General features: G+C 47.4%; 19 protein-coding genes. 7 read left to right on the top strand and 12 right to left on the bottom strand.

Annotation, left to right across the window (positions count from 1 at the left end):
- The first annotated feature begins 13 nt into the window (after window positions 1-13).
- The 3 genes from MHM94_RS15240 (at window position 14) to MHM94_RS15230 (ending at window position 1,918) form a co-directional block, all read left to right on the top strand.
- The gene (locus MHM94_RS15240; protein ID WP_022945298.1) at window positions 14-310 is read left to right on the top strand and encodes a hypothetical protein; all 297 of its coding nucleotides are present in this window, start codon (window positions 14-16) and stop codon (window positions 308-310) included.
- Between the two features lie 84 nt (window positions 311-394).
- Window positions 395-1,051, top strand: a complete 657-nt coding sequence (locus MHM94_RS15235) for an HAD family phosphatase (RefSeq protein WP_235419754.1) — start codon at window positions 395-397, stop codon at window positions 1,049-1,051.
- A gap of 42 nt (window positions 1,052-1,093) precedes the next feature.
- The gene (locus MHM94_RS15230) at window positions 1,094-1,918 is read left to right on the top strand and encodes a DNA ligase (RefSeq protein WP_022945296.1); all 825 of its coding nucleotides are present in this window, start codon (window positions 1,094-1,096) and stop codon (window positions 1,916-1,918) included.
- Between the two features lie 29 nt (window positions 1,919-1,947).
- Here the strand turns inward: MHM94_RS15230 and MHM94_RS15225 are convergent, their stop codons facing one another.
- The 4 genes from MHM94_RS15225 to MHM94_RS15210 form a co-directional block, all read right to left on the bottom strand.
- A complete protein-coding gene (locus MHM94_RS15225; protein ID WP_045978231.1) occupies window positions 1,948-2,415 on the bottom strand; it encodes a methylglyoxal synthase in 468 nt (155 codons plus the stop codon).
- A gap of 31 nt (window positions 2,416-2,446) precedes the next feature.
- Window positions 2,447-3,079 carry a LysE family translocator gene (locus MHM94_RS15220; RefSeq protein ID WP_235419753.1) on the bottom strand — a complete coding sequence of 211 codons (633 nt, stop codon included), beginning with the start codon at window positions 3,077-3,079 and terminating at the stop codon, window positions 2,447-2,449.
- A 99-nt stretch (window positions 3,080-3,178) separates the two neighbouring features.
- Window positions 3,179-5,005 (bottom strand): S8 family serine peptidase, encoded by a 1,827-nt coding sequence (locus MHM94_RS15215; RefSeq protein WP_235045742.1) that lies wholly within the window; start codon window positions 5,003-5,005, stop codon window positions 3,179-3,181.
- 251 nt (window positions 5,006-5,256) lie between these two features.
- Window positions 5,257-6,441, bottom strand: a complete 1,185-nt coding sequence (locus MHM94_RS15210; protein WP_235419752.1) for a multidrug effflux MFS transporter — start codon at window positions 6,439-6,441, stop codon at window positions 5,257-5,259.
- A gap of 149 nt (window positions 6,442-6,590) precedes the next feature.
- Between MHM94_RS15210 and MHM94_RS15205 the strand changes: the two genes are divergently transcribed.
- On the top strand, window positions 6,591-7,064 hold the full coding sequence (locus tag MHM94_RS15205; RefSeq protein WP_235419751.1) for a hotdog fold domain-containing protein: 474 nt from the start codon (window positions 6,591-6,593) through the stop codon (window positions 7,062-7,064).
- Window positions 7,065-7,066: 2 nt separating this feature from the next.
- Here MHM94_RS15205 and MHM94_RS15200 read toward each other — a convergent pair whose 3' ends face one another.
- From MHM94_RS15200 to MHM94_RS15180, 5 genes are all read right to left on the bottom strand, one after another.
- Window positions 7,067-7,492: a polymer-forming cytoskeletal protein gene (locus tag MHM94_RS15200; protein WP_022945290.1), complete on the bottom strand. Its 426-nt coding sequence runs from the start codon at window positions 7,490-7,492 to the stop codon at window positions 7,067-7,069.
- On the bottom strand, window positions 7,461-8,564 hold the full coding sequence (locus tag MHM94_RS15195; RefSeq protein ID WP_235419750.1) for a M23 family metallopeptidase: 1,104 nt from the start codon (window positions 8,562-8,564) through the stop codon (window positions 7,461-7,463). Before MHM94_RS15195 ends, MHM94_RS15200 begins: the two co-directional genes overlap by 32 nt.
- A 156-nt stretch (window positions 8,565-8,720) precedes the next feature.
- Entirely contained in the window at window positions 8,721-10,028 is a 1,308-nt protein-coding gene (gene fahA, locus MHM94_RS15190; protein ID WP_022945289.1) for a fumarylacetoacetase, read from the bottom strand.
- 129 nt (window positions 10,029-10,157) lie between these two features.
- Window positions 10,158-11,204: a 4-hydroxyphenylpyruvate dioxygenase gene (hppD, locus tag MHM94_RS15185; protein ID WP_130147455.1), complete on the bottom strand. Its 1,047-nt coding sequence runs from the start codon at window positions 11,202-11,204 to the stop codon at window positions 10,158-10,160.
- Between the two features lie 295 nt (window positions 11,205-11,499).
- Window positions 11,500-12,966: a peptide MFS transporter gene (locus MHM94_RS15180; RefSeq protein ID WP_022945287.1), complete on the bottom strand. Its 1,467-nt coding sequence runs from the start codon at window positions 12,964-12,966 to the stop codon at window positions 11,500-11,502.
- 531 nt (window positions 12,967-13,497) lie between these two features.
- On the opposite strand from MHM94_RS15180, the gene tyrR reads away from it, so the two are divergent.
- A complete protein-coding gene (tyrR, locus tag MHM94_RS15175) occupies window positions 13,498-15,054 on the top strand; it encodes a transcriptional regulator TyrR (protein ID WP_022945285.1) in 1,557 nt (518 codons plus the stop codon).
- A gap of 18 nt (window positions 15,055-15,072) precedes the next feature.
- On the opposite strand, the gene MHM94_RS15170 is transcribed toward tyrR, so the two are convergent.
- The gene (locus MHM94_RS15170) at window positions 15,073-15,558 is read right to left on the bottom strand and encodes a hypothetical protein (RefSeq protein ID WP_151173032.1); all 486 of its coding nucleotides are present in this window, start codon (window positions 15,556-15,558) and stop codon (window positions 15,073-15,075) included.
- Window positions 15,559-15,703: 145 nt separating this feature from the next.
- Between MHM94_RS15170 and MHM94_RS15165 the strand changes: the two genes are divergently transcribed.
- Entirely contained in the window at window positions 15,704-16,237 is a 534-nt protein-coding gene (locus tag MHM94_RS15165; protein WP_022945283.1) for a thioesterase family protein, read from the top strand.
- A gap of 45 nt (window positions 16,238-16,282) precedes the next feature.
- Here MHM94_RS15165 and MHM94_RS15160 read toward each other — a convergent pair whose 3' ends face one another.
- Window positions 16,283-16,936, bottom strand: coding sequence for an OmpW family outer membrane protein (locus MHM94_RS15160; RefSeq protein ID WP_138508767.1), 654 nt, complete (start codon window positions 16,934-16,936; stop codon window positions 16,283-16,285).
- A gap of 246 nt (window positions 16,937-17,182) precedes the next feature.
- Between MHM94_RS15160 and dapE the strand changes: the two genes are divergently transcribed.
- Entirely contained in the window at window positions 17,183-18,352 is a 1,170-nt protein-coding gene (gene dapE, locus MHM94_RS15155; RefSeq protein ID WP_235419749.1) for a succinyl-diaminopimelate desuccinylase, read from the top strand.
- Between the two features lie 57 nt (window positions 18,353-18,409).
- On the opposite strand, the gene MHM94_RS15150 is transcribed toward dapE, so the two are convergent.
- Complete coding sequence (locus MHM94_RS15150) at window positions 18,410-20,152, bottom strand: lysophospholipid acyltransferase family protein (RefSeq protein WP_045978221.1); 1,743 nt, start codon at window positions 20,150-20,152, stop codon at window positions 18,410-18,412.
- Between the last annotated feature and the right edge of the window lie 20 nt (window positions 20,153-20,172).

Below are 20,172 nucleotides of genomic sequence, written 5' to 3'. Positions count from 1 at the left end.
AGAGAGAGTAACTATGTCTGGATTTTGGAACTACCGCGTTATTTTGGCTGAGGAAGCCGGAAAAGAGCCGCTTTATCAGATTCATGAAGTGGAATATACCAGCAATGGTAAAGTGACCAATTGGTCAGAGACCGGCGCTGCGCCCTTCGGACACGACATAGAAGAGCTAAAAGCGGATGCTGAGCGCTTAAAAAGTGCCTTTGCGAAACCGGCTTTGAAAGTCGTTCGTCAAGCCAGAGGCTATGAACTGGTAGAAATAGAAAGTGGCGAGCCGGCTTCAGCAGAGCCGCCTGCAGGAGTACAGCAATAAGCATCTAGCGGCCCATTTTACTCGCCCTTGCTGATACATTTCATAGCGGTCGGGGCGGTAACATGAACATGAGAGAGTACCCACATGATCACCACCGTATTATTTGATTTCGACGGCACTTTGGTTGATTCCGAATCGCTGCACTTTCAGTGTTGGAATAACATCTTAGCACCTTATGGTATTGCCTATGATGAGGTGGAGTTCTGCCAGCGTTACAGCGGTCGTCCAACCTTGGCATCCGCGAAAGAGGTGGTCACACAGCATAATTTGGCGATTAGTGCAGAGGCATTGGCGCAGCAAAAAAATGACCAGTTTGCCAAAGTAGCCGCCACTTCTTTACCACGGCTAATGCCCTATGCGCTGGAAATCTTGCAACATTGTCGTGAGGATGGCTTCAAGATAGGGCTTGTGACCGGCAGTACGCGTGATGAGGTGATGCCAATATTGCACGGTTACGAATTGGCAGAGTACTTTGCCTGTGTGGTCACCAAGGACGATGTTAGTGAGCCAAAACCCGCGCCGCAGCCCTACCTTTTAGGCCTGTCCTTATTAGGTGCGAATGCGCAGCAAAGCCTCGCCATTGAAGACACCCATACCGGCTCTATGTCGGCCAAAAGTGCTGGTCTGCGCGTTGCTGTGGTGCCCAATACACACACTATTACCCAAGATTTTAGCCACGCGGATGGGCGCTTTGCTAACCTGGCGGATTTATATCAACAGTTGCTACAAATCCGTAAATAGCCACTACACTAAAGAGTAAGCGAACAGCATAAGGATATGGTCATGCGCTTACTCTTCACATTAATTCTTTTAGCCAGCCCCGTATTGTGGGCGACGACACCGCCGTTGGAGTTGGCGAAACAGCTCACTGATAAACACCAAGTAGAGCGCTACCTTGCGTCGGAAAAGTACGACGGGATCCGTGCGACTTGGATTAACGGCGAGTTGCGCAGTCGTGGTGGTTTACTTATCAATACACCCGCTAATTTTACCGCAAACTGGCCATCGATGCGCCTTGATGGTGAGCTCTGGGCGGGACGAGGGCGCTTCAATCATGTCAGTAACACCGTATTAGACAATCAACCCAATGCCCAGCATTGGCAGGACATTCGCTTTATGGTGTTTGATGCACCGAGCGATAAACCTTTTTTCAAGCGCTACAGTGACTATACACATGCGATAGCTCACTGCGACTGCAATAACTTAGAGGCGATTAAACAACATCGCTTTAACACCCGTGCACAATTATCGCAGTGGTTTAATGAGTTAGTTAGCCAAGGCGCGGAAGGGGTGATATTGCACCGTCGTGATGCGCGTTTTAATCCCGGGCGCAGTGATAATGTTTTAAAACTGAAACCTTACATGGATAGCGAAGCTAAAGTCATTGGTTATCAGCAGGGACGGGGTAAATATCAAGGTATGCTTGGTGCTCTGATAGTCGTTGATAAGCGCGGTAAGCAGTTCAAAATTGGCACTGGGTTTAGTGACGCCGAGCGGGCAAATCCTCCCGCTATCGGCAGTACTATAACGTTTAAATACCATGGCTATACAAAAAATGGCGTGCCACGTTTTGCCAGCTATTTGAGACAAAGAAAACCGCTTAATTAATGCGCTCTATCAGCGTCGTGGGCAGTGATTTACTCGTTGTCGAGGCTTCTGTCAGCGAGGTAATTGTCATAATCTGGTAAGCTACGTGGCATAATGCTTTGCATGTAAGTGCTTGCTAGCAACATATCGGCTGTGGCTTCATTACAAGCCACGGGGATATTCCAAACCGCAGCTAAGCGCAGTAGCGCTTTAACATCGGGATCATGGGGCTGAGATGAAAGCGGATCCCAAAAAAATATGAGCATATGGATGTGATGCTCAGCGATTTTTGCTCCGAGCTGCTGATCGCCACCCATAGGCCCACTTAGCAATTTAGTAACACCTAACCCCGTTTCTTTTTCTATGCGCAGCCCCGTGGTTCCTGTGCCGTAAAGATTATGCACTTCGAGTACGCTTTTATGACGCTGACACCAATCTACCAATGCTTGCTTTTTGCCATCGTGAGCCACTAAAGCAATGGTTTTAATTGGCGGAAGGGGCTGTTGTTTTTGTTTCACTGCTGGGCCTCAATAAATCGTATTTATCATTTTATAACAGCAGGTTGATAGCTAATGCAATGAAAATAAAGCCAGTCAGGCGGTCTATCCAGCACTGTGCACTCGGGTGAGTCTTAAAGTACTGGGCAATTTTATCGCCGAAATAAATATAGGTGCAGTCAATAGGCAGCGCCAGTACGGGATAAAGTAGTCCAAAGATAGCCAGTTGAGCAGTGGTCGAAGTGGCCAATGAAGGGTCAACAAACTGCGGAATAAAGGCAATGAAAAACAGAGCTACTTTGGGGTTTAGCACTTCCGTCATCATTGCTTGAAAAAGTGGGCTTTGCTTTTTGACACTGACATGCGGTTTATCCTCTTGCTCTATGGCCGTTGCTTGCCAGCTTTGCCACAGCGTCATGATCCCTAAATAGGCTAAATAACATGCCCCTAAATACTGCACGGCTGTATAGGCTGTCGCTGATGCTTTCAGTAATGCAGATAAGCCAATAACTGCAAAAAGGGTATGAATAACACCACCGAGTGCGAAGCCTATAGCACATTGAATCCCTGCCTGGCGACCGTTGGCAAAGGTTTGCGCCATTAGAAATGCATTAGAGGGGCCTGGACCTACGGCAATAAGGAAACTGGCACCAAGAAATGAAAGTAATAGTTCAGGGTTGAGCATGATGGTGTGCTTAAAGCTAAAGCGGTAAATCTATCAGCTTAGCTATGAAGAATAAAGCGGGCATAGAGCCCGCTTTGAATGCTTGTCAAAGGCAGTAATTTAGAAATTAACAGTGATGGTTGCTGAGCACACTGTTGAACCTTGCTCACAGACTTGATAACCGAAGCTACCACGTACTTTACCTAGGCTATCGGTGTAGCTGTTGGTGTTTGCGGTGGTCGTGATCAAGTTACCATCACGGTAGATGTCAACATTTGAGGTAGCCGCACCGCTGTAGCTCAAATCAACAAAGGCTGCACCGCGAGATTTATAACCAGAGGCGCTAAGGCTAATGTCGGCCTCAGGCTCACCGCCGGTATCTCCGCCGCCGCTGCCACTGCCGCCACAACCATTCGCTAATAGGTACTGATCAGCGGCGGCCGCTTTGACGATGCCGTAACCGAAGTATACATCTTTACCGGCAGCGCCTTGGTCTTGTGCCGTCGCTTTAAAGGCGTTACGAATTTCTTCACCACTACAGCTGGCATGATTTGACCAAACTAAGGCCGCAAGGCCTGCCACAGCAGGTGTGGCCATGGATGTACCGCTCATGTAACCGTAGTCACTGGCGCTAATATTAATGCTTGCGTTCGTTGCTGCCATCAGTGTGGTGCGCTGTTCTAACGCTGCGCCTACTGCGGGAATAGTGGTGCTGTTAGTATCCCCAAGCGTGCCGTAAAGCATGCCTGATTCATTATTGACAATAATAGCGCCAAGGCCGCCGGAGTTTTCACAGTTAGCGACTTTATCGTGGAACGAGATATTGCCTCTATCGATTAAGCACACTTTACCGGATGCGTTGCTGTCAACTGCTTCAGCGGTGCCCATGAAGTATAAATCGCCACTGGTTGCACCGGTGTTTTCCATTGCTGATACTTCAAACGCGGCGCCATCAGCGGTCGCCGAAGCAAATGCAGCCATCCCTGCAGGGTAAGTTGAGAGCGTATCAACACCGCCTGCGGTAACTTCAACACAGATACGCTCGTCGTCAGTGGCTTTCTTACCACGTCCTGAGGTACAGCTCGGATACTGGGAGAAATCGGCAATGTTATTATCGGCATCATTGGCACCAATCATCATGACCGAGGTATATCCTGCAGGGTATGAGCGCACGTTATTACCATCGTTACCTGCGGCCGCAACGGATAAGCCACCATTGGCAGCGAAATTAGCAAAGGCATTTTCTTCAGTGCTATTGCTGCCACCACCGCCTAAACTCATGTTAATGATATTGGCACCCGCTTGCGCACATAAGTTGGCAGCATGCGCCAGATCAGAAGAATAACCCCAGCCGCTTTCATTAAATACTTTAATGATGTGCATATCCACGCCCGGTGCCATGCCTACAACACCTTGGTTATTATCAGCAGCACCAATGGTACCAGCAACATGCGTACCGTGAGGGCCGCCATGCTCAAACCAGTTACCTGTGCCTGAGTCATTGTCGCCCGTAATCGCGCCCCAGTTAAAGTCGGTATTTGAGCTATCTAAACCCGAATCGATAACACAGACCTTCATGCCACTGTTAGCGTTAAAAGTGACTTGATCCGCTTGCGACTGATACACCGCATACGGGGTAAGTTGCTGAGTCATTGGATCGCCAATATCGTCACTGTAAGCAGACATGGGGTAGCGGCGACTATCAGTCTCAATCAACTTGATGTGGGGGTTGTTCAACAAACCTTTAACTGTCGATAAGTCCATTCCGGTAAAGGTAGCAGCAAAAAAGCCATTGCCATCAACCTTAACATCACCACCAAGCTTTTTAGCGAGCGCTTTAACGACGCCTTTTTTATCGTTGTCGACTTGGATGATGTAACGGTCGTCAGCCGCAGATACCTGCGTGGCGCCGCCCAAAATAGCAAGCGCAATTGCGCTGCGAATCATTGTTTTTTTCATAGTTTCCTCTGTATGTAGCGGTTGGAGGTTGTTAACTATAGATTAACATTCTTTAACAATAGTACGCGCTTTAGGGAAAACAGCAAGGTTTCAGGCTCGTTATTAGTAACTTTTTTGGAATAATAAAAGGTGGAGAACAGAAGCTTTGTGTATATATAGGAGTCTAAGAGTCTAAAAAATATAAAAATATAGTGAGAACAGTAACTGTTCTCACTAGAGTACCTGAAAAAGGTTGGTTCTTATTTGTGCAACAAACGTCCCCGCTTACTTAATAGCACTAACCAAAATGGCAATAACGCGGCGATGTGCAATGCAATGGCAACGGGGGCTGCTAGTTGTAATTGCTGACTTAAAAGCACGAGTACGCCAGCGCCACTCATTTGCATAACGCCAACAAGTGCCGAAGCAGTACCGGCTTGTTTGGCAAAAGGCGCGAGTGCTGCGCCAGCTGCACTGCCCAAAATCAGTGCATACCCCATTGCACATACAAACATGGGGAACATTAACGCAGCGATAGCGCTAGAGTGACGCAACAACACCAAGCTTCCGGCACTGACTAATAGCAAAGATAGTCCCCACAGTAAGGCTTTATGGCTCGATCGCTTTATAAATTGAGGAGCGATAAAGCAGGCGAGGACACTCAATGCACCGTTAACGGTGAACCAAAAGGTGAAGGTGCCAATATCATGGCCTAGGTGCTGCATGATCCACCCTGGGGCTGCGGTCACGAACATCAAGATGGAACTCATAGTGATCATCGCTATGGCCGCATTAAAAGTAAAAATGGGCGAGCGGATAATGGGCACAAAGCGTCGTAAGTCGAGGAGGTGACCTTGATAGTGACTATCCGCAGGGCGTGTCTCGCGATACAGCATAAGGGTGGCGGTGATACCAATCACAGCCCATAGCGCCATAAATACAAAATTGCTCTGCCAAGAAAACTGTACGGTGAGCCAGGCCCCTAAAATGGGGGCCAGTGCTGGGATAAAACACACAATACCATTTAAATAGGTCAGCATTTGTCCACTACGGGCAGGTCCAAAAACATCGCGCACAATGGCAAAGGCAGCCACAAACGTCGCGCATGCCCCCAAGCCTTGAAATGCTCTTGCGACTAGCAGCCATTCGAAGCTCGGTGCCCAGGCCCCGGCCAGTGCCGATACCCCATATAACACGGCTCCTCCAATGGCGACAGGGCGTCGGCCTATCTTGTCGGCAAGCGGGCCGGCGGCTAGCTGACCTAAGCCAACGGTGAGCATAAACACAGCAACGCTTTGTTGTAATTGTGCTTGAGACACAGCCATTTGCTCGGCCATAACCACAAAAGCGGGTAAATAAATATCAATAGCGAGTGGACAAAATACCACTAGCAGCATCAATACGAGTAGCAGGGTTTTACTTTGCTTGGAAGATGAATGACGCACAGACTCAGTAATACTCTAATAATACAAGCCAACATTGTAAGAGTAACACTATTAGATACCAGCATTTTCGTGTTATTTGTTTGTTATGAATTGATTTTCGCGACGATTCTAGGTTTACTGGTAGGATGAGTTAGATAGAGAACCTTATCATGTCCATGCCTCCTTTACTTAAAACCTATAAAAAACTGACCAACTGGCCATTTGGGCACTGGTTATTCTCCAAAGCCGTATGCTTTAAAGCGCCTTACTTTGGCTCAATAAAGCCTTTTATCACTCTGTTAGAGCCAGGCAAGTGCGTCGCCCAAGTAAAAAACCGCCGTGCTGTGCATAACCATATCGGCACCATTCATGCGATTGCGCAATGTAATGCTGCTGAGCTTGTCGCGGGGGTGTTGACCGATGCCACGGTGCCACATAAAACCCACCGCTGGATCCCCAAAGGGATGACGGTGGAGTATCTAAACAAGGTGGACACCGATATGACAGCAACGGCGCACATCCCACTGCCACATCAATGGCAAGATAAGGAGGACTTGCTGGTTCCTGTCGAGGTGACTAATACGCGAGGGGAAATTGTATTCCGCGCGACGATAAACATGTATATCACCGCGCGAAAAGGGTAAAACTACTCGTTCACTTGGCTGTCAGCAACATCATTGTTGCTGACCACGCTAAAGCTGTCTTTTTTGTTTAACTGTTTTATTTGTCCTTCCATGGTCGCACCGGCGGCAATGCTTAGGGTGTCGTGAAAGACATCGCCCTGTACTTGGGCGGAGCTTTCAATCGCCACTTTACTGGCACTAATTGAACCACTTACTCGACCTTTTATAGTCACATCAGTGGCCTCAACACTGCCTTCAACTTGACCTTGGCTGCCAATAATTAAGGTATCAGCCTTAATGTCGCCGTCAATACGGCCATCGAGCTGAACTTCGCCTTGGCTGGAGAGGGTGCCTGTTAAGCGAACATCTGCCGCTATCAATGATGGGGTAGCTGTATTTTTACTCAAAGCGGGCCTACTATTCTGTGTATCTTTGTTCTTTGAAAACATCGGTTAATGCCTTGGTGATTTTTACCGGATTAATATGTTTGTTGTTATGCAGCACTTCATAATGTAAGTGAGTCGCTGTGCTACGACCGGTACTTCCCATAAGCGCGATGACTTGTCCTTTAGTTACGGTGTCACCACGTTTTACTTTAATTTCATTGAGGTGGCCAAAGCGGGTGCTAAAGCCATTTGCATGCTCTATTTCGATGAATCGACCATACCCGCCATTGCGCCCTGCACGAACGACAGTGCCCTCAGCAGGTGCAAAAATCTCGGTATTGCGCCAAGCTGCTAAATCCACGCCTTTGTGCATAGCACGGCGGCCATTCATGGGATCCTTACGCAAGCCAAAACTGCTGGAGATATAATAGTCGGCAGCGGGAAGTACATGTGGAACTTGCGCGAGCATGGTTTCTAATTGGTTAAGTGTGAGCAGACGGTCGACTACATCCATTGACGTGTCGGTTTGCTGATCATCAAGGATCAGCTCCAGTGGTCCACCTTGAGCAATGGCTTGTTCACTCTTTTCGAGGAGCTCGTCCATCACCGTTTGTGGTAACCCGGCCCGAGCAATAGCTTCAGACAGTGCCTGTTCGCGTTTGGCAATCACTTGGTCTAGCAGCGTAAAGGTGTTGTCGTGGCCTTGTGTTAGGCGAGCCACACGAGTATCTATATTGCCGTCACTGACATCTATGGCCTCAAAGGGTAAGCCTTGCTCTGGCATTAATGAAGCCGGTAAGGTTGCCAGCACGCTTTGTGTTAGTTGTTGGCGCTGCTCTAAATGCCCCAACTTGACGATTAACTCATCTTGCGCCAACCGTGCTTGTTGCAACTCGTGTTTTAGCTGTTCATTTTCGGCCAGTACATCGCCGCTGGTGTGTTGTAATTGCGTTTGTTGCCAGAAGTTATAGGCACCAAAGCTCGCCAAGGCACCAATGCATGTCAACACCCCAAGGGCAAACATGCACTGTTTGGTCGTGCTCATTTCAACAACTTTGACTTCGCCGTGTTGACGGATCAAGAGCTGCTTAGCTGGGAATAACTTAGTAACTAAGTATGATGGTGTTAACTTCATAGCGACAAATTACTGACAAAAACGCAGCTAAGATATCAAGGTGAGATTAAAAAGCCAGCAAAAAATTGTAACTGAACGGAAAAAAGTGCGACTTATCGCACCCTGAACAGGGGATAAATCGCACTTTTTTATGGCGTATTGCCATATCAAAGAATGTTATTTAGCAGGGAGCACGGTGCCACGGCATTCGCCAAAACCGATACGAGCATAGCCCTCTTTTTCGCACCAGCCACGCATGATCACGGTGTCACCATCTTCAAGGAATTTCCGTTGTTCGCCATTGCCTAGATCAATGGCCTCTTTGCCGCCGCGAGATAGCTCTAACAGTGAGCCCGCCTCTTCGTGCTCAGGACCAGATTGAGTACCTGAACCTAGCATATCGCCTGGCTGGAAGTTACAGCCGTTGACGGTGTGGTGGGCGACCATTTGTGCCACGGTCCAGTACGAGTGTTTAAAACTTGACTGTGATAAGCGGTACGGCGCTTTGCCCTCGCTGCGCATTTTTTCGGTTTCAACAGCGACATCCATTTGAATATCAAGCGCACCAAGCTCGCGGTTTTTGCTGGATTCAAGGTAATCGAGCGGTTGAGGGTCATTTTCGTCACGTGTCCAAGCGAGACGGTAAGGTGCTAGCGCTTCGTTGGTAACAATCCACGGCGATACGGTAGAAGCAAAGTTTTTCGCTAGGAATGGCCCAAGCGGCTGATATTCCCATGCTTGCAAATCACGTGCAGACCAGTCATTGAAAAGACAAAAACCAAACACATGGTCATCAGCGTCATCCAAGGCAATAGTGTCGCCTAGCTCATTGCCTTTACCAAGATAAATGCCAAGCTCTAATTCATAGTCCAAGCGCTTACAGGGACCAAACGATGGCGTATCGGCATCAGGTGCCTTGGTTTGACCTTTAGGGCGCGGGAAGCTTTGTCCACTTACGCCAATGCTAGAAGCGCGACCATGATAGCCAATGGGCACCCATTTATAGTTTGGTAGCAAAGGGTTATCCGGACGGAATAAACTACCTACAGCTGTAGCGTGATAAATCGAGGTATAAAAATCAGTGTAGTCGCCGATGTGACAAGGCAGGTCATACTCGACGTCACTTTGTGCGATTAGCGCATCTTGCAGCTGGTTTTGTAACTCGCTATCAGTGCGTAAGGCGCGCGATAAAGCCAGACGCAATGCTGACCAATGCGCTTGGCCCATGGCCATAAATGCGTTTAGATTTTTTCCTGCTGCGGCTTCAACAGCCTGCTGTGCCTGCTCATCAAACAGCTCTAGGCGTGCAACTGTAGCTAGGTCAAGGACTTGATCGCCAATTGCGACACCACCGCGAAAGACTTCGTTGCTGCCTTTGCGACGAAAGGTGGCAAATGGCAAGTTTTGGATAGGGAAATCGGTATTGGCGTTGGCTGAGCTGACCCAACTGGTTAAATTCTTATCGTGCGTTTCATTGAGTTGCATAAGAGATTCCTTTTGCTGATTCTAAATTGGTTATTGAGCCGTTCACACAAAAAACAAGGGCTCGAAACGTGAAAAAGCAGTACCCGCCATAAATGGCGAGCCTGCTTTTAACGCTAGATAAAAAGGGAATTATAGAACGCCACGGCGCTCTTGATCGCGTTCGATAGACTCGAACAGCGCTTGGAAGTTACCTTCACCAAAGCCACCATCATCAACACGCTGGATCATTTCAATGAAGATAGGGCCAAATAAGTTCTTGGTGAAAATTTGTAGTAAGTAGCAGTTTTCTTTTTGGCTATCGACCAAAATTTGATGCTGCTTGATTTTCTCGCGGTCCTCTTTGACCCAAGGCACCCGGTCAAAAATAGTGTCGTAGTAATGCTCAACAATATCCAAGGTGGCGATATTGCTCTTATCTAGCTTATCCAAAGAGCCGACTAGGTCATCAGTTAAGAAAGCCAAGTGCTGCACGCCCGGACCATTGTACTCGTCTAAGTACTCATCGATTTGGTTGTTGTTGTCATCCTTACCTTCATTGATTGGAATAGAGAAGGTGCCGCAAGGTGATTTCAATGCATATGAAAGCAGTGCGGTTTTTTGGCCTTTAATATCGAAATAACGTACCTCGGTAAAACCAAACACATCTTTATAGAAGTTAGCCCATGTTTCCATGGTGCCTTTGTAGACATTGTTGGTTAGGTGGTCGATACGAGTGAAGCCCTTGCCTTCAACCACATTCGGTTGCGCTAAATCTTCAAAATCGGTGTCGTAAATAGAACCGTTATCACCAAATTTATCAATAAAGTAAATTAAGCTGTCGCCAATACCGAAAATAGCAGGGTAAGGCATATCTTTATTAGTCGCATCGGTTGCCGGTTTGGCACCGCGCTCAACCGCCACTTCAAAGGCTTTATTCGCATCTTTTACGCGCCAGCCCATAGAGCAAATGGCAGGGCCATGGCTTTTAGCAAACTCAGCAGAAAAACCACCGCGCTCATTGTTTAAAAGGAAGTGAATGTCGTTTTGGTTGTAATAAACAATGTCTTTACCTTTAAACTTCTTCAACTTTGAGAAGCCAAACTCGCTAAAGATAGTGTCCATATAATCCGCATCTGGGGTTGCGTATTCAGTAAACTCGATGCCCATTAGGCCGAGAGGGTTATTTACTTCGCTCATGTTGTTACTCCACTTGCATAGGTAATAGGTGGCTGTGATTGCGGTGAGTCCGCACTAATAATGGTTATAAATTGCAACAGCCAACCTCTGATCATTTGATGGCATCATCGGAGAAAAAGTGCCAAAGAGAAAGCCTAGGCAGGGAATTAACCAGGAGGGGTAATGTAAATATAAGTGGACGTTTTTAGGTAACTGTAAGCTTTTCGTTAAATTTGTTCTCTAAATAGATTCAGCCATCAAAAAAAATGCACAAAAAAGGCGCCATTAGGCGCCTTAGTGAAGAGGGGATTAACGGTTACTGCTTCTCACCAGTGATTTCCAACTCTTCTTCTAGCAGTTGCTCTTTATCATGCTGGCCCTCGGCGCCGTGCATCCAGTCAACCAGCTTGTCGGCCATTAGCCACAAGCAAATACCTGCGATAAAGGCCATAATGGCAACGCCGCCAAAGGTGCTAAGTGGTCCACCTTCGCCAACTAGTTTACCGATTTCGGCTGCTACGTAGTTACCCAAGCCCGAGAATAAGAACCACATACCCATTAGTAACGAAGTAAACTTAAGTGGTGCTAGCTTCGAGACCATAGATAAACCGATCGGCGATAAGCACAGCTCACCCATGGTGTGGAAGATATACGCCATCACTAACCAAATTACATGGGCTTTCATATTCGCATCATCGCCAATTTGTAAAGCTGCTCCGACCATAGAAATAAACCCTAGGCCAAGGAAGAACATGCCTAAGGCAAACTTACGTGGTGAATCCGGTTCTTTATCACCCATACGAATCCACAGGCTGGCAAAAATAGGCGCTAAGATAATGATGAAAATAGGGTTAACTGCTTGCAACCAACTGGCCGGCATTTCCCAACCGAAAAACACCAAGTCGGTTTTGTATTTCGCAAAGAGGTTCATTGACCCCGCTGCTTGCTCAAACCCAGCCCAGAAGATGATAGTGAAAAAGCTCATAATAAGGATCACTTTAACGCGGTCGCGCTCTTCACTGGTTAGCGGCTTTTTGTTTGCGCCTTGGTCGTCCTCAGACTGCTTAGCAGATGGCACAGTACCAATACTACCTAAGTATTTTTTGGCTAATAGTAACTGCAACACCACACCCAGTAGCATACCGACGCCGGCAGTGAGGAAGCCGTATTGATAGTCAAACTTTTCACCGATAGAACCAACGACGAAGTAACCTAAAATAGAGCCTAAGTTGATCCCCATATAGAAGATGGTAAAGGCGCCATCGCGGCGTTTATCACCTTCGCTATATAGGTCTCCCACCATGGTAGAGATATTAGGTTTGAAGAAGCCATTACCTAGAATTAGTAGCGCTAAGCCCAGGTACATCATCTCTTTCTCAAAGCCTGACACCATGGCATGAGGCGTGCCTAAAGCAAATTGGCCGAGGGCCATGGTGAGGCCACCGAAAATGATGGCTTTTCGCTGACCAGATACATTGTCGGCAAACCAGCCACCGAGTACCGGTGTTACATAAACAAGCAGCGCATAGATACCCAAAATGCTGAGTGCATTTGATTGCAGCGCTTTGTGATATTCGTCTTGGGCGTTGGCACTTAAAGGGTCAATGCCAAAGTAAGCCATATCCCAACCCATGGCTGCGGCGGTGGCGATAGTGGAAAGGTAAAGCACGAAGATACCGCGCATACCGTAATAGCTCATGCGCTCCCACATTTCTGTGAAAAATAGCAAAAAGAGCCCTTTAGGGTGACCGAAAAGATCACCTGTTTTAGGTGCTGAACTCATGAAAATTTACTTCCTAAATAAATCAGTATCAAAGGCTGTGAGCCTTGAATACTATTACTGCAATTTACAGTACTGCCGTACTGTCACTTATTTAGGCCTTATTATTATTGTTATGATGTTCAAGTATTACTTCGGCGACGCCAAGTAATGGTGTGCCATAACCTCAACTGGAGTCTGAGGGGGCACATTTTATGTGAACGGGTGGCCCGCTATCACCATGGTAAAAAAGCGAGGTTATGCATAGAATTGCACGCGCTGCGCTGCTTTATCCTGATGACAAGCGCGCGACAGTATACATAGAGCCATGCATCAGGGGAAGTACTGACGCTTAACCGCCAATGAACCCGGAGCTCTACCATGCTGGCTTTTTAGCCTTATATTGTGCAATCCAGACGATAACTTCTTGGCGTGGGGGTATAAAATAGAATCGATTATTTGTTCAATTTTCTTTACGTTTTGCTATCCATCTTAGCCTTTTATAGCGTATGATTGCGCCCAGCATTTGATTGGTAACACGTGATTGAGGGATCCATGCGCCTTGAAATATATTGCCAAGACCGAATCGGTATCGCCCAAGAGATACTGAATATCCTGGTGAGCTACCAAGTTGACCTAAAAGGCATCGAAGTAGATGCTAAGCATTGTCGTATGTATGTCAGCTTCCCCCCCATCGAGTTTGAGCAATTCCAAAAAATTATGCCTTCTATCCGCCTAATTGACGGTGTTGAAGACGTTCGAACAACCGCGTTTATGCCCTCCGAGCGTGAGCATAACGAGCTTAATACCCTACTCAGTGCGCTCCCCGATGGCGTTATTTCCATTGATAACAAAGGTTGGGTGCGGTTGTGTAATGCTGCGGCATGTCGCGACTTACAATTGAGCGAGCAAGACGTGGTTGGCGCCAATATCAATAACCTCCTTAAAGGCTTTAACTTTACCCGTTGGTTAGAGGGGTCTGAGGTATTAGGACAAACCACCCGTGTGGAAGTGGCCGGAGAAGATTTCATTGCCGATATTCTGCCTATCTCTGTGCCTCAAGGTGAAGAGCAAGACGCCTTGGCGGGGGCGGTTATCAATATCAAATCACAAAGTCGTCTAGGTCAACAAGTCAGTGCATTTCGCCGCTATGGCCAAGAAAGTTTCGCCACCATACATAATTATTCAACGGCGATGCGCCGCACTGTACGCGAAGCGCGCAAAATGGCGCAGCTTGATGCGCCGATATTGATCACCGGTGAAACGGGCACAGGTAAAGAGCTTATGGCCAGAGCCTGCCACTATGCCTCTAATCGTTCGGTTAAACCCTTTATTGCGTTGTCATGCGCCTCACTGCCTGATGATGTTGCTGAATCAGAGTTATTTGGTTATGCCGGGTATGAAGACAACGCCGCCCCCAAACGCGGGGTATTAGAGCAAGCCGATGGCGGCACGGTATTTTTAGATGAGGTTGGCGAGATGTCGACCCAGCTGCAGACCAAACTGCTGCGCTTCTTACAGGACGGTACTTTCCGCAAGGTCGGCGATGAGAACGAAGTAAAGGTCAATGTGCGCATTATCGCGGCGACGCAAAAAGATCTTCCAGCCATGGTGCAAGAGGGGGGCTTTCGCGAGGACCTCTATTATCGTATCAATGTACTGACGTTGGAAATATCACCACTGCGTGACAGAAAAGCAGATATTGGGCCCCTGGCTGAGCACTTTGTGCAAAAGTATGCGCAGCAAAACGGCGCGACGGTACCTAGCTTAAGTAAAGAGTGTATTGAGTATTTGGAGCAGTATCCATGGCCGGGCAATGTGCGGCAATTAGAAAATGCCATTTACCGCGCGGTATCTTTGCTCGATGATAGCGAATTGACGGTGGAGCACTTGCAACTTCCGAGCTTCACTAATGATCTTGGTTACTTGGAGTCTGATTTTGAAGGCAGCCTAGATCAGGCAGTAAAACGCTTTGAAGCTACGTTATTGCGTAAACTTTACCCTGCATACCCCAGCTCTAGACAGCTTGCGAAGCGTTTGGGCCTGAGTCACACCGCTGTAGCGAATAAGCTGCGTGAATACGGGATAAACCGAAAAACGGTCAAAGTTTAATAATGGCGCCGTCAGGCGCTATTTTTTTGTGCCCATGTTCTTAGTGACCCCACTGACGGTGATCGACTCAACGCCCTCAGTTGCGAAGTTTACTTTTATAGCGGCATTATTGCTGGTGAAAAAGTAACTGCGATCATCAATATGTAACTCGTAATTGCCTTTAACCTGTTGCTCAAATTGTCCTTTCTCTAGGCGAATTACATGTTCGCCGAGTTGCCAGTAAAAGCTGTCAAACCAGCCAGAGTGGAACTCTTGCAGCCATACTTGGCTGTCGTCTTTACTAAGCACTAAGGCCAAAGAGTATGACTCGGGGAGGGTGTCCATATCATAACTTTTGTTGCCGATACGCAACGTACCTTGCTCACTGTCCCATGCGAAACCGAAGGTGAAAGGTGTTTGTTGCCCGGCGCTGTTTGCGGTTGTGCCCTTGCCGACGTAATCAAAATCAGCAAAGCAAGGCATACTCATTGCCAATGTGGCCAGAGCAAATAAAGTTGGTTTCATATTAACCCCTTTGTGAGCGAGAAGTTTTAACCTTAAATGACCTAGCGTCGCTGCGCAACTAACGCACTAAGGTGCTCGACGACTCAAGCAATGCTATGATGGTGGTCTTACCTGTTTCTTAACACGCTACCACAAGGAGAGCGCGGTGAACTTATACTTCCGTTTATTATGGCTGTTTTTCAAAATCAAAGGTAATAAAACACAACAGCCGCTGTTGGATACGGTCGATATTGACTTTCGGGCCTGGCCGCTGGATTGCGACATTAATTTACATTTAACGAATTCTCGTTATTTGGCGTTAATGGATATCGCTCGGACATGGATGACTGCGCGTTTGGGACTACTGCGTGCGGTGATGAAGCGCCGTTGGTTCCCTGTGGTTAATGCGACAGCAATCACCTATATTCGCGATGTAAAACCATGGCAAAAATTCACGGTTTCGACCCGATTGGTAGGCTGGGATCATAAGTATTTTTATATCGAGCAAAAATTCACCTCACACCGAGGCCTGCATGCCATTGCTTATGTGCGGGGCGTGTTTCGCTCGCGAAAAGGGGTCGTCGATATCGAAGAGATTTTGGCGCTGGCTGATTTTAATGATGAGGCACCCATTTTACCGCCGGAAATCATGCACTGGAAAGCCATGTTGGAGCAAAAAAAAGCGACTAACAAGAATTAGCCGCTTTAGTTGCTTACATTAGCAAGTGGTAACCGTGAATCGGTATTAGAAGGTGTAACGTACACCTAGCATCGCCACAACAGGGTCAATTTTGACATCAACGGTCAGCGCTTTCTGGCCGTTTGCATATACACTGGCATCGCTATCAATGTCCATGTAGCTCACCATACCGTGTAAACCCCAGTGCTTGTCGAATGCATAGTTAAAGCCAACTTGAGCGGCCAAACCAACTGAGTCGTCAAGCTTGAGTTCAACATCATCAGTCCCTAACGTGGTTTTTAAGTCTTGGCTTGCTTGCTCATCAAAAAATACCGTGTAGTTTACGCCGGCACCCACAAAGGCACGGAACTGATCACCTGCTTGGCCAAAGTGGTATTGACCTAATAGCGTGGGTGGAAGGTGCTTAATGTTACCAATTTTCGCACCTTCAAGGCCAAGGCGACCATTAACATCATGGCTAAATGGCGTGGCGGCGATAAGTTCAATGGTCCAATTGTCATTGAGTGCATAATCGAACGTGAGACCAAGCTGAGTATCATCGTCGGCGTTAAGCCCTAAGGTTGGGGCTTCGTTAATTTTAGACACTTCACTATCAGGGTTTACGTTGATAGCGCCAACGTTAACACTTAGGTTAGCGTGAGCGTATGAAGAGGTGCCAAGGAAAAGGCCAATTAGAGCTGCGCTGAGTGTTTTTTTCATCATCATATTCCTGTTCGATACATCGGAAAAGCTTTGCTGTTGGCGCCATTATCACTACTTAAGAAAAATAAAAACTGTTCTAGATCAAGCTTTGCCTCAGGTACGCTGCAGAGCGATTAAAAACCTTGATTTAGATTAAACTTTTATCCATTTCATGCACACAAAGGAGAGTTCATAAGCTGACATTAAGATGTCATATGAGCAGGTTGTAATAGCTTTACCAACAGCTGCAACAGGGCAGGCGTTATGCAATTGAACACATCGCAACAACAACGCGTTAATCAAGATAATGTCGTTTCATATTTACAAGAGCTTATTCGGTTTCGCTCCATTACCCCTGAGCAAGGTGGGGCTATCAATTGGTTACAACAACAGCTGCAACAGCGTGGCTTTAATTGTCATGTATTCACCTGTCATGGTGTCACGAACCTTGTTGCCGATTGCTACTTTGGTCCAGGCGCCAAGTTTGCCTTTTGTGGCCATATCGATGTTGTACCTGCTGATGCATCGCGGTGGCATGTTGATCCCTTTGCTGCTGAGATAATCAATGGTGAAATTATTGGCCGAGGAGCCGCTGATATGAAAGGCGGCGTCGCAGCAATGTTGGAAGCGACCGATAGAGTGCTCATGCAAAGCCCAACACAGGGGCACTTTTATTGGTTGATCACCTCTGATGAGGAAGGTGAGGCACTTTATGGCAATGCGGAAATAGCTAACTATCTCGCCGCCCAAGGCAAACATCTTGATGTCTGCCTAGTGGGTGAGCCCACAGCGGATAAACGCGTTGGCGATACCATCAAAAATGGCCGCCGTGGTGCACTTTCAGCACGTATAGAAGTTCTTGGTAAAGCCGGGCATGTGGCTTACCCCGAGCACAGTGTGAATGCCGCACATTTGGCTGCTCAGATGAGCATGGCTTTGCAACAAATAGATTGGCAAAAAGATATTGAAGGGTCGAAAACAACATTACAAATAACTGGCCTCACAGTCCCTAACAGTTTAGATAATTTGGTGCCAGCCAGCTGCTTTATAGAGTTCAATGTGCGCTATAGTCATGGCTATCGTAGTGAAAGCGTTAAACGCTTAATCACCGCTGCCTTGGCGCCTTGGCAGCAACATACGACAATTAGTTGGCAGCGTCCCTGTGAGCCTTATTACACGGCGGGTGGGGGAGCGTACGACCTGCTCGCAGCGTTGGAAGAAGCTATTTACCAAAGCACTCAGAGTTACCCGCAACTGAGTACCAGTGGCGGCACCTCTGATGGGCGCTTTTTTGCCAGTGCTGACACCCAAGTGGTCGAATGCGGTGTACGTAACCACACCATACATCAAGACAATGAGCGTGTGGCTGTGAGTGATTTAGCTAAGATCACCGAAATTTACGAGCGCACATTGGCGCATTTTTTCACTAAATAACTCAAGTGAGTCATGAAAAAGCCGGCATACGCCGGCTATTTTTTGGTTGGGGGTTGGTTAATCAATATTGCAGGTGCGCTTAATGAGGGTTTCGTTGTTAAGGTAACGGCGCGCCTTTTTTTCTTTTAGCTTTGCCATATCTACCAGCACTAGGCCATCAATACAGTTGTTGAAGTCGGGGTCCACACTGAAGCTTAAAAATGAGACGCCCTGAGGTTGGCAAAGTTCAGTGTATTGTTTGAAGAGTGTTGGGACTTGTGCTCCCATGTTGGCAAGCACGTGTTTTAACTCTGCAAAGTCAGCTTTTGCATCACTGCCATTAAACAAACGTTGGCACTGCTCTTTTACACATTCACTGTATTTAAACTCATGTTTAGCCGTTGCCAACGGCTGTTGCTGAGCGTAGTAATGCTGATAATAATAAACTAACAGCTCTTTGGCATTTTGAGGCAGCGCATTGGATAAACTGACGGCCCCAAATAAATAGCGATATTGCGGGTAGCGACTAATAAACGCACCAATACCAAACCATAAGTAATCGAGGCTTTTGCGGCCCCAGTACTTGGGTTGCACAAAGCTTCTGCCAAGTTCGATGCCAGCACCGAAGTAAGGCGCCATATCGTCTTGGTAGTTAAACAAACTGTCCGTGTATAACCCTTGGCGTCCGTGTTTGGCAATAATATCATCGGCACATGCAAGGCGGTAAGCGCCCACGAGCTCTAGCTGTTTAGGATCCCATAGAATGAGGTGGTGGTAGTCCATGTCATATTTATCGATATCACGGCGGCGACCACTGCCTTCGCCGACAGCGCGAAAGGCAATTTCGCGAAGGCGTCCGAGCTCACGAAATAGCGGTGAACTGCCTTGGTAATTATATAAGTAGATTTGCATGCCATCTTGGGTTTCTCCCAGGCGCTCGCATTCACCGAGCGCCCCTACTAAGGCTTGACGGCACTCGGCGTGAGCAATGGGAGCTTGGGTTTTTAAGAGTTCAGGCTTTTTAGTTCCCAATCTATACAGCTGCTTACGAATAAGCCGGCTGATCTCTTTGTCATTAAGGTTATCAATAAGGTAAGACTTCGGCGGAATGGCAGTGCCTATTTCGAACTCCAGCGACTTTTGCCGTTGCTTAAACATTTCTTGTACCAGTAACAAGGTGGCAAGCGGCTTGTAAATCATCGACGTACCGTAAAACAGCGGACTGTTCTTAGCTTTTACTAAAATCGGTAAGATAGCCGCATTGGCCTTTTTGGCTATACGCAGGTAGCCATTGTTCCACTTGCAGTCTTTAACGCCTGTTGGGCGTAGCCGCGACACTTCGCCAGCAGGGAAAATTAACAAGGCTCCTTCAGCTTTAAGGTGCTGATGAATGGCATTGAGTTCTTGCTTGCGGCTGTTGCCAGACATGTTATCAACCGGCAGTAGTAATGAGTGCATTGGCGTTACACTCATCAACAAACGGTTGGCAACAACACGGATATCTGGGCGTACGCGAGCTAGCACGCTTATCAGCGCCAAGCCATCCAATGAGCCAATCGGGTGATTCGCGATAATCACGAGGCGGCCTTCGCTTGGGATATTATCCAACTGTGATGAGCTAAAGCGAGCACTGAAGTCCAGCTCTTCGAGCACTTGCTCGATAAACTCTAATCCTTGTAGGTGAGGATAGGTATCGGCAAAAGCAACAAACTCTTGTTCGTGTAATAAATAGCCCAGCCCTTTCTTTACCAGGCCTTTTACTTTTGGTGAGTTGGCAAGACTCGGTAAGTTATCTTCAACCACTTTATCAATACTGATCATATTACCACCCTTTGGTAATG

It is taken from the genome of Pseudoalteromonas sp. CNAT2-18.1 (assembly GCF_022347865.1).
Classification (GTDB): domain Bacteria; phylum Pseudomonadota; class Gammaproteobacteria; order Enterobacterales; family Alteromonadaceae; genus Pseudoalteromonas; species Pseudoalteromonas ruthenica.
Note: the sequence above shows the minus strand (reverse complement) of the source record. Positions and strands in the feature narration are given on the sequence as shown.